Below are 14,369 nucleotides of genomic sequence, written 5' to 3'. Positions count from 1 at the left end.
TACTAATTAGCCCATCCGGTCCGACAGTCGGACAACTCCGGATTTGCTCAGCTCAGAGGGTGTTTCAGCGCAGCATCGAGCCACGCGTCTGGCCAGGTGGAAATAATGCGGGTCAGCGGCCGGCTTTTTCCGTGGAGAAATGCGCGCGGATCCGGCCGCGCCAGATTTCGTAGTCGGCGTCCGCCGTGTCGTCCGCGAGCGCGACCGTGTCCGGCACGGAAAGGCCGGTGAGCACCGCGCCCGCCGCCTCGCTGTGCGCCGGCAGGAATCCCGCGTAATGGCGCGCCTTCACCGCGAACACCGACCCCTGGGCCAGGTGCGCCCGGTGCTCGCCCGCCTCCTCGCCCAGCGCGTCCAGCGCCTCGCCGTCGCAGCCGCCTGCGAACGTCGCGGCCAGGCCGACACCGCTCCACAGGTCGGGCTGCCGGTGCGAGGCGAAGGCCCGCACCGCGGCCGACACGTCACCGGTCCGCGCCCCGTGGATGAACCACAGCGCGCGCCCGATCCCCTGGTCTGCCGCGCGCGTGAAGTAGCCGGAATCGCCCAGCCACGGGTACGCCTCCGGCACCCGCTGCCCGTCCACCCACGTGCGGGTGTGGAAGTAGGCCAGGTCGAAGCCGTACCCGTCGACCGCCAGCCAGCTCATCGTCGGGTGGTACGGCGTGCCGGACAGGTCGGGCAGCACCTTCTTCCACAACGGCCTGGGCAGCCGCGCCATGGCGAAGCCGATGCCGATGTAGGCCAGGAAGATGTGCGGCTGCCCGGGGCCGAGCAGCAGGTCGCGGGTACGGCGGGCGCCGCCGCCCGGCATGACGTCGCGCACGGTGAACGCCATGGTCGCGCCCTCGTAGGCGAAGCCGCGCAGCTCGGCGTCCACCATGGCCAGCCTGCGCTCCACCTCCCACTGGTCGCGGGCGTCGATGCCCCATTCGAAGCCGCACACCACGGCCTGCGGGATGGCCTCCAGCCGGGCCGTCGCCGCCGAGGCCGCGCCCGGGAAGCCGCGCCGGGCGAACGTCACCTCTTCCAGGGCGGGGGCCAGGACGAGCCTGCGCAGCGAGCCGAGCAACGTGGGCATGGTGCCTCCTTCAGGACCACGGGGCTACGGGATACCAGGGGATGATCTCCCTGCGGGCCAGCAGCCGCAGGTCCCAGTACAGGAAGGTGAACACGCCGGCCACGATCAGGGTGGCCGCGGTCACCGCGGCGACGCGGCCCGGCCTGGCCTGCAGCCAGCGCCGCAGGCCGCCGCCGTACCTCGCCACGATCAGGAACAGCACCGCCATGAGCACGACGTTGCCCAGGGACTGCAGGGTGAAGGCGGCCGCGCCGTACAGGGGGTTGCCGCTCTCGGCGGCGTGCCTGAACAGGTGGCGGAACAGCGGGAAGGGACGGCCGATGAGGAAGCCGCCGATCAGCGCGCCCAGGAACACCAGGCGGGCGCGCGGCGCGCGGGCGAACGGGTCGGGCACCAGGCCGATCGCGGCCAGGCCCAGGTAGAGCATGGCCAGGCCGATGGCGCCGAAGACCACCATCGACTGGATGCTGCGCGGCGACAGGGCGCCGGCGACGTTCTGGGCGGTGGAGAACTGCGGCATCGCGACGCCGGCGGCGCCCACGACCGCGCCGTACAGCGCCGACACGGCGGTCATGCCCGCGCCCAGCCAGCCCAGCGGCGCCAGCAGCCGCCTGGTCTGCCCGCCCTCCGACACCATCGGCGCCACCGCGCCGAAGACCGCGATGTTGCAGGCGGTGAACGTGCCGGCCAGGCCGCTGACGAAGGCGAAGACGACACCGGCCGCGACGCCCGCCAGGGGCCGCTCCCCCGCGCCCTCGCCGAGCAGGGTGTCGGTCACGGTGCCGCCGATGGTGGTGTCGACGAAGCTCGCCGACCACACGACGGTGAGCAGGAACCCCGCCAGGCAGCTCACCGTCACCAGCAGCCATCTCCTGCGCGGCGCCTGCGCGCCCGCCTGCTGTGCCTCGGCCCTCGCCGTCTCACTCGCCGTCTCGCTCGCCGTCTCGCTCGCCGTCTCGCTCGCCGTCTCGCTCATCCGGACCTCCGCGGTCGCCGATCGTCGCCCTCAGGATGAGCCGGAAGATGATCGCGGGCAACGGCCCGGCGCTCGCCGATCACCACCGGTCGCGCCCGGCTGACCAGCCGCTCAGCCGCCATCCGTCGCTCCCGCCCGCGGGCAGCGGCCCGCGCGCCGGTCGTGCGGACGCGGCCCAGCGAGTGTCCCGGCCGTCGCCGTCCCGCGCCGCGTTCAGCGTCACGCACCGGGCGATGGCGGCGGCGATCGCCTCCAGCTCCTCGGGGGTCGCCCTGCCCCGCACCACGGTCAGCTCCATACCATCGACGATCACCCGCGCGGGCGGGCGGCGGCAACTTCCCGCATGCCCTGCCGTCAGAACGCTGCCGTCAGAACGCTGCCGTCAGGTGCGGGGCTGGTTGCCGAACTCCTGGATCAGGGGGAGGTCGGCGCGGCCGGTGATGTTGAGCTTGCGGTAGGTCCTCGTCAGGTGCTGCTCGACCGTGCTGACGGTGATGTACAGCTTGTCGGCGATCTCGTGGTTGGCGTATCCGGCGGCGGCCAGGGCCGCCACGCGCCGCTCGGCCCCGCTCAGCGTGCCGATCACGGCGCCGGACAGCGGCGCCGGCACGTCGTCCGACTCGGTCGCCCGGCTCAGCGCGCTGATCATCGGGGTGGCGTGGCACTCCTCCGCCGCCGCCAGGGCCCGGCCGGCGATGGTGCGGGAGCGCCTGCCGTCGCCCAGCGCGTCGTAGGCCTCCGCCAGGTCGGACAGGGCCCTGGCCAGCTCGTACTTGTCGCCTGCCAGTTGCAGGTACTCCGTGGCCTGCCTGAGCAGGGCGGGGCGGCGCTGCGGCTCGGCGCCCGCGGCCCGCAGCCGCAGGCCGATGCCCCTGGCGCGGTGCGCGGCGTGGTCGCAGGCGGCCAGGTGCCCCTCGATGAGGTGCATGGCCTCCTCCGCCTGGCCCACGCGCAGGCACGCCTCCCCCGCGTCCGCCCGCCACGGGATCATGGACGGGTTGTCCAGCCCCCAGGCCGTCATCAGGTCGCCGCAGCGCAGGAAGTCGTGGATGGCCAGCGTGAAGCTCTCGGCGGCCAGGTTGTAGCGGCCTCGGGCGTGCAGGTAGTGCAGGCCGTACCTGGTCTCGAACATCGCCTTCGGCACCGGGCGGTCCAGGTACTCGCGCACGGCGTCCTGGCGGCCCATCGCCGTGAGCGCGTTGATCATGCTGGCCAGCGGGCCACCGATGGCCACGCCCCAGCTGCTCATCGGGATCGTCTCCAGCGCGGTGCGGGCGTGCCGCTCGGCGGCGGGCAGGTCGCCCTGCCGGATCGAGATCTCGGCCCGGATCGCGGCCAGCCTGGCCTGCCTGCTGGGCGCCTGCCTGGCCGAGGCCTCCGCGCTGAACTGGTCGCACAGCGGGGCCGCGCGCCCGCAGCGGCCCGCGTAGGTGAGGGCGAGCAGCGAGTTCTCCACCACGTCCATGGACATCTCGTCCAGGTGGGTGTTCTCCAGGATGCGCTCGACGGTGCGCAGGCTCGCCTCGCGCGGGCCGCGGGTGACCACCTCGGCCAGGGCCAGCGTCGACTCCATCCGCCTGCTGACGGCTCCCGACACCATGCCGGCCAGCACGTCCGCCTTGCGCGGGTAGCGGGTGTGCGCGACGAGCGGCGGGTGGGTGGCGCGCAGCCAGAGCTGGGTGACCAGCAGCTCGGCGCGGGTCTCGTGGTCCGCCGCGTCCATCTCGGCGGTCAGCCGTTCCAGCACCTCGCGGGCGTCGTCGAAGCGGCCGTGCCACAGCAGGGCGCGGGCCAGCACGATCGCGTCGCTGCCGCGCAGGCTGCCCTTGGTCAGGGCCTCGGTGAGCAGGTCGAGGTGGCCCGCGGGGGCGGCGGGGTTGAGCCGCCACTGCGCGCGGACGAGCATCGTCATGATCTTGGCGCGGCGGGACTCGTCCGCGCACTCGCGCCAGGCCAGCTTCAGGTAGGAGATGGCCTCCTCGACCCGGCCCTCGCGCAGGGCGATCATGGCGGCCTCCTCCAGCGTGGGCACCACCCAGGAGGCGTTGATCGTGGTGGCGTGCAGCAGCAGGTCGGCGACCACGCACGGCGGCAGGCCCCTGGTGTAGGCGAGCTCGGCCGCGCCGCGATACAGCTCGCGCCGCCGGGCCAGCTCGGTGCCCGCCAGGACGGCCGACCTGACGGCCTCGTGGCGGAACGTGCCGGAGTCCAGCAGGCCGATCGCCGCCATCGCGTCCAGCTCCCTGCTGACGTCGAAGCCGGGCAGCCCGAGCAGCTCCTCCAGGCCCTCGCGCGCGCCGAGGATCGCCAGGCCCTGCGCCACCTGCGCCGTACGCGGGTGGCCGCGCCGCAGGCACTCGCGTACGGCCTGGTCGAACTGCTCGCCGACGACCAGCTCGGCGGGCGGCGTGTCGGCGGTGCGCAGGAACCTCCTGTAGTCCTCGGCCAGCGCGCCGGCCAGCAGGGGGTTGCCGCCGCTGAGCGCGTACCAGTCGTCGATGAAGCGGTCCACGGCGCCCAGGCCCACCCGGCCCGCCATCAGCGCGGCCACGCCGCGGCGCGACAGCGGCGGCAGGCGCAGCCGGCGGCAGTGCGGCAGGCGCAGCACGTCGGTGCCGAACATGTCGTCGTGCGGGAAGCCGTCGTTGCGCGCGAACACCGCCACGGCCTTCGCGCCCCTGACCCTGCGCGCCATGTAGGCCAGGCAGATGAGCGAGGCCCGGTCGGCGTGGTGCACGTCGTCGACGAGGATGACCAGCGGGTAGCGCTCCGACTGCTCCAGCAGCACCGTGATCAGCGCGTGCACGACCTGCTCCTCCAGCAGCAGCTCGCTGCCGGCGCGCTCGGTGGCGCTCCTGCGGCCCTCCTCGATCAGGCGGGCGGCGCGCTCGCGCTCGCCGCGCACGAGCGGCGCGTCCTGGATGAGCTGGCGCAGCACGCCGAGTTGCAGGCCCTGCTCCATCCGGGACGCGGTCGCCGTGATCGCCAGGGCGCCCACGTCGATCGCCCGCTCGGCCAGGGCGTCCAGCAGCGCGCTCTTGCCCATCGCCGGCGGGCCGCTGACGAGGGCGATCCTGCCCTCGCCCAGCGCCGCGCCGGCGATGAGCGTCTCGAGGCATGACAGCTCTTCCTGCCGCTCGATCAGTGCCATGACGGGATCCCGATCTCTATCGTTTCGCCATCACGCGTCTGAGCCTGGGCCGCCCGAGACGCCGGCGGTGTCCATCCCCGGCCCCATCCTCACCACCTGTGGGCGACCCTTCTCGCCGCGCCCTGACCACCGCGGAGCCGACGGCGGCCAGCGCGGCCGCGCACACGTCCGGCTCGATGCCCACTCCCCAGACCGGGTCGCCGTCCAGCTCGCACTCGGCGTACACGGTGATCTCCTCACCCCGCCGCACCGACGCCCCGTCCATGAGCCGCACCACCCGCGCCACCAGGCCGCGCCGTTCGAGCGCCGACCGCAGCGACGCGACCGTCCCCGCCCAGTCGGCGCCGTCGGGCTCGCCGTCGAGGTACAGGGTGGCCACCGCGCCCGGCGCCTCGAACGAGGGGACGCGGGGCACGACGTACTCGTCGGCGAACGCCTCCATGATCCGCTCCGGCGCCACCTCGCCGCCCGTGTCGTCGGCCAGCGCCTGGACGAGCCGGGCGAACTCGGCCTGCAGCCCTCTGGGCAGGTTCATCCCGTAGCGGGAGCTCATCACGTACGCGGCGCCGCCCTTGCCGGACTGGCTGTTCACCCGCACCACCGCCTCGTAGGTCCTGCCCACGTCCTGCGGGTCCACCAGCAGGTACGGCACCGCCCACGGCAGCTCGGACCGGTCACGCCCGGCGACCGCCGCCTGCGTGGCCATGGCGTCGAAGCCCTTCTTGATCGCGTCCTGGTGGCCGCCGGAGAAGGCCGTGTAGACCAGGTCGCCGCCGTAGGGGTGGCGCGGCGAGATGGCGAGGCCGGTGCACTCCTCGACGATGCGGCGCACGCCGTCCAGGTCGCCGAAGTCGATGCCGGGGTCGACGCCCTGGGCCGCCAGGTTCAGCCCCAGGGTGACCAGGCAGACGTTGCCTGCGCGCTCGCCGTTGCCGAACAGGCAGCCCTCGACGCGTTCCGCGCCCGCCAGCATGGCCAGCTCCGCCGCCGCCACGCCCGTGCCCCTGTCGTTGTGCGGGTGCACCGACAGGCAGCGGAAGGCGGGGTGGCTCAGATGGCGGTCCATCCACTCGATCTGGTCGGCGAACAGGTTCGGCGTCCAGCGTTCGACGGTGGTGGGGAAGTTGAGGGTGATCGGCCGGTCGGGGCCGGGCTGCCAGGCGTCCATGACGGCCTCGCAGACCTCGGCGGAGAAGTCCAGCTCGGTGTCGTTGAAGTGCTCGGGCGAGTACTGGAAGCGCACGTCGCACCCGTCGAGCAGGGAGTCGGCATATTTCATGACCAGGTGGGTGCCGTGGACGGCCAGGTCCTTGCACTCCTGGCGGTTCACGCCGAGCACCAGCCGCCTGACGGCCGGCGAGGTGGCGTTGTAGAGGTGCAGCGTGGCCCTGGAGGCGCCGCGCAGGCTCGCCATCGTGGCCTCGATGAGGTCCTCCCGCGCCGGCGTCAGCACCGAGATCACCACGTCGTCGGGGATCAGGTCGCGCTCGATGAGCAGGCGTACGAAGTCGTGCTCGTCCCGGCTCGCCGCGGGGAAGCCGATCTCGATCTCCTTGTAGCCCATGCCGACGAGCAGGTCGAACATGACCAGCTTGCGCTCGGGCGACATGGGCCTGGACAGCGCCTGGTTGCCGTCACGCAGGTCGGTCGAGAGCCATCGGGGCGGCGCGCTGAGGGTGGCGTCCGGCCAGGAGCGGCCGTCGAGCGGGATCCGCGGTGGCGAGCTGTACCTGGAGGCCTTCATGTCGATCAGATCCTCGAGCCGAAGTTGGTCGAATAGGAATAAGGCGAGAGCCAGACTTGAATCTTGTACACGCTCGCGTCCTGCTCTCCCAGGAGGCGAAAGACCACGCTTATCTCCGGATAAGCGGAGCTGAGCCCGAGCGCCCCGAAATAGCGCTCGCCGCTGAACACGACGCGGTAAAGGCCGCGGCTCAGATCGAGCGTCAGCCATTCCCGGACATGGCCCTCGTGGCCGATCTCGGATTTCCCGTCGAGTACCCAGCGGGTGTCGGCCATGCGTTCGAGGCGCACCTCCATGCCGGCGGCGGGGCGGCCGTACACCGCGTCCTGCGCCTCCACCGAGATTCCCATGTCACCACACCCATCAGGGCTAGAAACCAGCTCCCGCGGGCCGGTGGCCCGCGTGTACTCGTTCACCATGCAGAGCGCGGCTATCACGGTCCCTTTCGCGTTCTATCGAATCGCTATCGCCCGGCGATAGCGGCGCGAAGGGCGGCCGATGGCGCGCCATCGCAAAGCGATGGCGCACCGCGCTGACCAGTGCCGATACCACCCCGAAAGCCGCGCGATGCGAAGTGAATTGCGCCCTCCGTGAGCGTCATCGGCAACGCACCAACCGATGCGGATCACAACTCGGAGGTAGGTCGAAATGGCTACTCGCATCAGCAGGATCGCGGCCCTGGCTCTCGTCTCGATCATCGCGATCTTCGGCTCCATCGCCGGGCTGGCGTCCCCCGCCTCCGCCGACTCGCCCTGGGAGACCCCGTCCGCCGGCGACTCGCCCTGGGAGACCCCGTCCGCCGGCGACTCGCCGTGGGAACTGACCGGCGACTCGCCGTGGGAGCTGACCGGCGACTCCCCCTGGGAGTGAAGGTCAGGCCGTCAAGTAGGTGGTAACGCATCGCCCAGCGATGTACGATCCTCCACAAACCAAACCAGGGTCCGCCCAAGGCATACAGGTGTCACGCTGCGAGCAGTTGCTGCCGGATCGCCTCGGCCGCCCCGTTAGCGGGCGGCCGTACGGGGGGTGTGGGATCACTGGTCTTACATCTAGTGTGAGCTTTTCGGACCACGCACGTCAGAACGGCAACCGTTGCGGACAATCTCTTCGAGGAGATATGCGTGGAATTTCGTGTACTGGGGGCCCTCGAAGTATCCGCGAACGGCCGGCAACTCGGACCTGGCGGAGCCCGACAACAGATCGTGCTCGCAGTCCTGCTGCTCAACGCCAACCGCTCGGTCACCCTTGATCGCCTGGTAGAGGCGATCTACGACGACGAGCCGCCCGCGACCGCGCGCGCACAGGTGCAGATCTGCATTTCAGCGCTGCGCCGGCTGATCAACAAGGACGGTCACGCCGAGATGATCGTCACGACGCGGCAGGGGTACACCCTGCGCGCCCCGACGGAATCCATCGACGCGCACCGCTTCGACAATCTTGTCGGCAGGGCGCGCAAGGCGCGCGAGCAGAAGCACCTCGAAGAGGCGATCAGCCACTACCGCAGCGCGCTCGCGCTGTGGCGCGGGCCCGCCCTCGACGGCATCGAGAGCAGGTACGTGCAGGCACTGGCGAGCTGGCTCACCGAGCAGCGGATCACCGCCAACGAGGAGTGCGTGCAGCTGGAGCTGGACCTGGGCCGCCACCAGGAGCTGGTCGGCGAGCTCAGCCGGCTCGTCAAGGAGAACCCGCTGCGCGAAGGGCTGATCGCCCAGCTCATGACCGCGCTGTACCGCTCGGGCCGGCAGGCCGAGTCGCTCCAGGTCTACCGCGACGCCAGGCGCAGCATGGTCGACGAGCTGGGCATCGAGCCGAACGAGCGGCTCCAGCAGCTCGAAGCGGCCATCCTCGGCGCCGACGACAGCCTCGCCGCGCCCAGCCCGCCGCCGGTGACGGCCGCCGAGCCGGTCGCGGCCACGCCCATCCCCGCGGTGCCGCGCATGCTGCCCGCGGACATCGCCGACTTCGTCGGCAGGCACGACCAGATCGAGGACATCAGCAGGCGGCTGACCATGCCCCTGGACGGCGACGCGCGCTTCGCCGTGCCCATCGTCGCCATCGCGGGACGTCCGGGCATCGGCAAGACCACCATCGCGATCCACGCGGCGCACACCATCGCCGAGCACTTCCCCGACGGCCAGCTCTTCGCGAACCTGCACGGCGCGCTGGCCAGGCCGGTCAGCCCCATGCAGGTGCTCGACCGCTTCCTGCGCGCGTTCGGCGTGCGCGGCTCCGAGCTGCCCGAGACGCTGGTGGAGCGCGCGGAGATGTTCCGCATGCTGCTGGCCGACCGCAAGGTGCTGATCGTGCTCGACGACGCCGAGTCGGAGAGCCAGGTGCTGCCGCTGATGCCGGGCAACCCGCCGTCGGCGGTCATCGTGACCAGCCGGCACCGGCTCGGCGGCCTGGCCGGCACGACCCAGGTGAGCGTGGCCGAGTTCGACGTCTCGCACGCCGTCGAGCTGCTGTCGCACATCGCGGGCGCGGACCGGGTGCTGTCCGAGCCGGAGTCCGCCGCCGCGCTGGCCGAGCTGTGCTGCTGCCTGCCGCTGGCGCTGCGCATCGCGGGCGCGCGGCTGGCCGTCAGGATGCACTGGGGCCTGGACCATCTCGTGGACCGCCTGCGGGACGAGGCCCGCAGGCTCGACGAGCTCAGCCACGGCGACATGGGCATCAGGGCCAGCCTGTCGCTGACGTACGAGAACATCAGCGACCCGGCCCGCTGCCTGTTCAGGCGGCTGGCGCTGCTCGACTCGCCCGTCTTCTCCGCGTGGGCGGGCGCCGCGGTGCTCGCCGAGCCGCTGACCACCGCGCAGGACCTGTTCGACGACCTGGCCGACGCCCACCTCGTGGAGGTCATCGGCACCGGCGGCGCCTCCAGGGTGCAGTACCGCTTCCACGACCTCATCAGGGTGTACGCCCGCGAGCGGCTGGCAGCGGAGGAGGACCCGGCGGAGCGCAGCGCGGCGCTGACCCGGGTGCTGCACGCGCTGCACGCCCTGCTGATGGCGGCCCACGACCGCGAGTACGGCTCGTCCGACCAGACGCGCAAGCAGCGGACCCGGATCGACTCCTGGCTGCCCGACGCGCTGGTCGACAGGCTGGTGTCCAACCCGATCGCCTGGTTCGAGCGCGAGCGCCACCTGCTCGTCTCCGGCATCCGGCAGGCCGCCCAGGCCGGCCTGGTCGAGCTGTGCTGGCGCATGGCCAGGAACGCGGAGCCGTTCTTCGAGCTGCGCGGCTACCTCGACGACTGGCGCGAGACCCACGAGATCGCGCTGGACGCCGCCCGCCAGGGCCACGACGAGCGCGGCCAAGCGGAGATGCTGATCGTGCGCGCCTCGCTGGCCCAGACCGAGCAGCGCTTCGACGACGCCAGGCGCGACTTCGAGGCCGCCCTGGCCATCTTCGAGCGCATCGGCGACGTGCCCCTGGTCGCCAGGTCCACCCGCAACCTGGCCTTCCTCAAGCGGATCGACGGCCAGCTGCACGAGGCGATGCACCATCTGGAGCAGGCGCTGGCCATCTTCAACGACATCGGCGACCAGCTGGAGGCGGCGATCACGCTGCAGAACCTGGCGGCGATCAGGGCCGAGTGCGGCGACATCGACGAGGCCAAGATCCTGCTGGCCGAGGCGCTCGTCCGCGGGCGCGACGGCGGCAGCAGGCGCATCGTCTCGCAGGTGCTGCACCGGATGGGGCGCATCCACCTGCAGGCCAACGAGTTCGGCCTGGCGGCGGGCGCCTTCGAGGAGTCGCTGACCATCGTGCAGGAGATCGGCGACACCACGGGCGAGGCGTACGCCCTGCACGGGCTCGGCGTCGCCAACGTGCGGCGGGGCCGCCTGGCGGACGCCGACACCCTGCTGGACAAGGCGCTGACGCTGGCCAGGCGGTCGCGTCACAAGCTCGCCGAGGCGCACGCGCTGGCGGGGCTGGGCGAGCTGGCCCTGGCCACCGAGCGGCCCCGCGACGGCGTCGAGCACCTGCGCAAGGCCGCCCTGCTGTACCGCCAGACGCGGATCCCGCTGCTGGAGGCGCGCACGCTGATCAGGCTGAGCGACGCGCTCTGGTCGGTCGGCGACACGACCGCGTCCGACCGGGCCGTGACCCGCGTGATGGAGCTGGTCGAGCACGTGGACGACAGGACGGGCAAGCTGGTGCTGGAGCACCTGTCCTCGGTCAACAACCGGGCGGGGCCGGTGATGCTGCCGTCCACCGAGCCCACGCCCTGACCGTCACGCGACGAGGCGCCGCCCCGCGCGCGCGACCGAGTCCCTGATGATCCGGCAGACGGCCGCCACGTCGTCCGGCTCCACGGTGGGCCCGGTGGGCAGCGAGAGCACCCTGCTCGCCAGCGCCTCGGCGCGCGGCAGCGGCAGCGGGATGTGCCGTTCGGGCGCGGACCGGTACGGCTCGACCTGGTGGCAGATCGGCGAGAAGTAGCGCCGGGCGTGCACGTCGTACGTGAGCAGCTCCTCCAGCACGCTCTCGCGGGAGATCCCGGCCCGTGCCTCGTCCACCTCGATCACGAGGTACTGGTGGTTGGCGCGTTCGCCGGGCGCCTGCCCGCGCACCGTCACCCCCGGCACGCCGGCCAGGTGCTCCTCGTAGGCGGCGTGGTTGCGGCGGTTGGCCGCGACGATCGTGTCGATGGCGTCGAGCGAGGTCAGGCCCATGGCGGCGCAGAACTCGTTCATCCTGGCGACCGTGCCGGGCCCGGCGATCCGGCCGGCCGGGTCGATGCCCTGGTTGCGCAGGGCCCTGACCCGGGCCGCGTACGCGTCGTCGTCGGTGACGATCACGCCGCCCTCGACGCTGTTGACGAACTTGGTGGCGTGGAAGCTGAAGATCTCCGCCGTGCCGAACCCGCCGACCGGCTTGCCCCGGTAGGTGCAGCCGAGCGCGTGCGCGGCGTCGAAGAGCAGGACCAGGCCGTGCTCGTCCGCGAGCCGCGTCAGCGCGTCCACCTCGCACGGGCGGCCGAAGACGTGCACGGCCAGGATGCCGCGGGTCCTGGGCCCGATCAGCCGGGCGACGTGCTCGGGGTCGGCGTTGGCGGTGGCCTCGTCCACGTCGCAGAAGACCGGGACGATGCCGATCCACTCCAGCGCGTGGGCTGTGGCGACCCAGGTGAAGGAGGGGACGATGACCTCGTCGCCGGGCCTGATGCCGGCGGCCCTGGCGGCGATCTGGATGCCCGTGGTGGCGTTGCAGGTGGCCACGGCGTGCCGCGTGCCGGCCACGCGGGCGATGCGTTCCTCGAACTCGCGCACCAGCGGGCCGTTGTTGGTCAGCCAGAGCCGGTCGAGCACGCCGTCGAGCCGCCGCATCAGCCGCTCGCGCTCGCCCACGTTGGGCCGACCGACGACCAGGGTCTCCCAGGACGCCATCACGCCACCCCGTCGAGCATGCCGACGAAGAGCCCGGGGCTGTTGGGACGGCCGTTGGCGAGCCGGAAGCCCGGCAGGAACTCGGTGCGGCAGCCGGCCGCCTCGAAGGCCGCCGTGTACTGCTCGCGGGTGAACAGGCTGGAGTGCAGCACCTCGGAGAAGTCCTTGAAGCCGGAGGAGTCGGCGACCCTGAAGCGCACCTCCAGCCGGCTCTTGCCGCCCTCGCGGCGCGAGTGCGTCATCCGGGAGACGACGCGGTCCTCCTCCACCAGCAGGTGGCCGCCGACGTGGCCGTCGAGGAAGTTGTCGGGGAAGTACCACGGCTCGACGACCAGCACGCCGCCCGGCGCCAGGTGCGCGGCCATCGTGCCGATCGCCGCCCGCAGCTCCCCGGGCGAGCCCAGCTCGCCGACGGCGTTGCCCATGCAGGTGATGGCGTCGAAGACGCGGCCGAGGTCGAAGTCGCGCATGTCGCCGGGGTGCACGGGGACGCCGGGCAGCCGCCCCGCGGCCACCGCCCGCATGTCCGGGGACAGCTCCAGGCCCTCGACGCGGTCGAAGAGCTTGACGAACGTCTCCATGTGCGCGCCCGTGCCGCAGGCCACGTCCAGCAGGGACAGCGCGCGGGGCGTACGGGAGCGGATGATCTTGGCGAGGTCCTGGGCCTCGCTCTCGAAGTCCTTGCCGCGGCTGCGGAAGATGAGATCGTAGTACTCGGCGTGATCGGATCCGTACTCCATCGAGGCTCCTTCAGGCCACGGCGGCGGCGGGCTCTGCCGCGACGACTCTCGGCTGCGGGATGGGGATGATGAACCGCCCGCCCCGCCGCAGGAAGTCCTCCTCCTTCGACAGGATCTCCGCGGCGTAGTTCCACGCCAGCAGGAGGTAGTAGTCGGGCTCCTCGGCGCGCGCCTGCTCGGGGGAGCGCACCGGGATGTGGGTGCCCGGCAGCAGCTTGCCGTGCTTGAGGCTGGTCGTGTCGCTGCAGAACAGCAGCTCGGCGGGCCCGAGGCCGCAGAACTGCAGCAGCGTGGTGCCCTTGGACGGCGCGCCGTACCCGGCGACGACCTTGCCGTCGGCGGCCAGGCCGCGTACCAGGTCGCGTACCTGGGCGATCACGTCGTGGGCACGGGCGCCGAAGTCCAGGTAGACCTCGTCGTCCAGCAGGCCGAGCTGCCGCTCCAGCGAGTGGAGCTGCGCCACGGCCGGTGCTGGCTCGCGCCCGGCCTCGGCCCTGGCCGCGAAGACCACGACGGAGCCGCCGTGCACGGCGGCGCGCTCGACGTCGACCAGCCGCAGGCCGTGCGACTCGAACAGGCGGCCCAGCGTGTGGACCGAGTAGTACGACAGGTGCTCGTGGTAGATGGTGTCGAACTGGTTCTCCTGCAGCAGGTCCACCAGGTAGGGCACTTCGATGGCCAGCACGCCGTCCGGCGCCAGCACCGCGGTCGCCCCGTCGAGCACGTTGTGCACGTCGTCGATGTGCGCGAAGCACTGGCGGCCCAGGACCAGCTTGGCCTGGCCGAGCTCGGCCGCCACGCGCCTGCCCTGGTCGCCGCCGAAGAACTCGGGCAGCGTCCTGACGCCGCGGGCGTTGGCGATCTTGGCCAGGTTCTCGGCCGGGTCCACGCCCACCACCCGCTGCCCGCGCTCCTGGAACAGGGCGAGCTGGAGGCCGACGTTGCTGCCGAGCTCCACCACCAGGTCGCCGGGGGCGAGGCCGGCGCGGCGGTCGCACCACCCGACGATGCGGCGCATGTGGCCGGTCATCTGGTCGGACTCGGAGGTGACGTACACGTAGTGGCGGAACAGCACGTCGGGGCGGATCACATGTCTGATGGCCATGAGCCTGCAGCCGCGGCACACGATCACGTCCACCGGGTAGGCGGGCTCGTGGGCGGGCACGTCGGCGGGGTCGAGGAAGCCGTTGGCGAGCGGCACCGAGCCGAAGGAGGTGACCTCCAGCCAGTCGTCCCCGCCGCAGACCCGGCAGGTGTCGAGCCGTCGGACGATGTCCTGCATGACTACTC

Annotated in this window: 11 protein-coding genes; 2 read left to right on the top strand and 9 right to left on the bottom strand. The window is 72.2% G+C overall.

Annotated features, from left to right (window positions below; genetic code table 11):
- Positions 1-112 precede the first annotated feature (112 nt).
- The 6 genes from HD593_RS23040 to HD593_RS23015 all read right to left on the bottom strand — a co-directional run bounded on the left by HD593_RS23040 (position 113) and on the right by HD593_RS23015 (position 7,299).
- A complete protein-coding gene (locus HD593_RS23040) occupies positions 113-1,078 on the bottom strand; it encodes a DUF1702 family protein (protein WP_185104197.1) in 966 nt (321 codons plus the stop codon).
- Positions 1,079-1,088: 10 nt separating this feature from the next.
- On the bottom strand, positions 1,089-2,054 hold the full coding sequence (locus HD593_RS23035; RefSeq protein WP_221524906.1) for a hypothetical protein: 966 nt from the start codon (positions 2,052-2,054) through the stop codon (positions 1,089-1,091).
- Positions 2,055-2,133: 79 nt separating this feature from the next.
- Positions 2,134-2,352, bottom strand: coding sequence for an acyl-CoA carboxylase epsilon subunit (locus HD593_RS23030; protein WP_185104196.1), 219 nt, complete (start codon positions 2,350-2,352; stop codon positions 2,134-2,136).
- Between the two features lie 84 nt (positions 2,353-2,436).
- On the bottom strand, positions 2,437-5,205 hold the full coding sequence (locus tag HD593_RS23025; protein ID WP_185104195.1) for a helix-turn-helix transcriptional regulator: 2,769 nt from the start codon (positions 5,203-5,205) through the stop codon (positions 2,437-2,439).
- Between the two features lie 16 nt (positions 5,206-5,221).
- Positions 5,222-6,949, bottom strand: a complete 1,728-nt coding sequence (locus tag HD593_RS23020; RefSeq protein ID WP_185104194.1) for a 2-isopropylmalate synthase — start codon at positions 6,947-6,949, stop codon at positions 5,222-5,224.
- 5 nt (positions 6,950-6,954) lie between these two features.
- On the bottom strand, positions 6,955-7,299 hold the full coding sequence (locus tag HD593_RS23015; RefSeq protein WP_221524905.1) for a hydroxyisourate hydrolase: 345 nt from the start codon (positions 7,297-7,299) through the stop codon (positions 6,955-6,957).
- Positions 7,300-7,597: 298 nt separating this feature from the next.
- On the opposite strand from HD593_RS23015, the gene HD593_RS23010 reads away from it, so the two are divergent.
- On the top strand, positions 7,598-7,819 hold the full coding sequence (locus HD593_RS23010) for a hypothetical protein (protein WP_185104192.1): 222 nt from the start codon (positions 7,598-7,600) through the stop codon (positions 7,817-7,819).
- A gap of 251 nt (positions 7,820-8,070) precedes the next feature.
- Positions 8,071-11,181: an AfsR/SARP family transcriptional regulator gene (locus HD593_RS23005; protein WP_185104191.1), complete on the top strand. Its 3,111-nt coding sequence runs from the start codon at positions 8,071-8,073 to the stop codon at positions 11,179-11,181.
- Positions 11,182-11,184: 3 nt separating this feature from the next.
- On the opposite strand, the gene HD593_RS23000 is transcribed toward HD593_RS23005, so the two are convergent.
- The 3 genes from HD593_RS23000 to HD593_RS22990 are packed head-to-tail and all read right to left on the bottom strand — an operon-like array spanning position 11,185 to position 14,361.
- Positions 11,185-12,339 carry an aminotransferase class I/II-fold pyridoxal phosphate-dependent enzyme gene (locus HD593_RS23000; RefSeq protein ID WP_185104190.1) on the bottom strand — a complete coding sequence of 385 codons (1,155 nt, stop codon included), beginning with the start codon at positions 12,337-12,339 and terminating at the stop codon, positions 11,185-11,187.
- Positions 12,339-13,079, bottom strand: a complete 741-nt coding sequence (locus HD593_RS22995; RefSeq protein ID WP_185104189.1) for a class I SAM-dependent methyltransferase — start codon at positions 13,077-13,079, stop codon at positions 12,339-12,341. The genes HD593_RS23000 and HD593_RS22995 overlap by 1 nt, the downstream gene beginning before the upstream one ends.
- 10 nt (positions 13,080-13,089) lie before the next feature.
- Positions 13,090-14,361 carry a class I SAM-dependent methyltransferase gene (locus HD593_RS22990; protein WP_185104188.1) on the bottom strand — a complete coding sequence of 424 codons (1,272 nt, stop codon included), beginning with the start codon at positions 14,359-14,361 and terminating at the stop codon, positions 13,090-13,092.
- Positions 14,362-14,369 lie beyond the last annotated feature (8 nt).

This window comes from Nonomuraea rubra (assembly GCF_014207985.1).
GTDB classification, from domain to species: domain Bacteria; phylum Actinomycetota; class Actinomycetes; order Streptosporangiales; family Streptosporangiaceae; genus Nonomuraea; species Nonomuraea rubra.
Note: the sequence above shows the minus strand (reverse complement) of the source record. Positions and strands in the feature narration are given on the sequence as shown.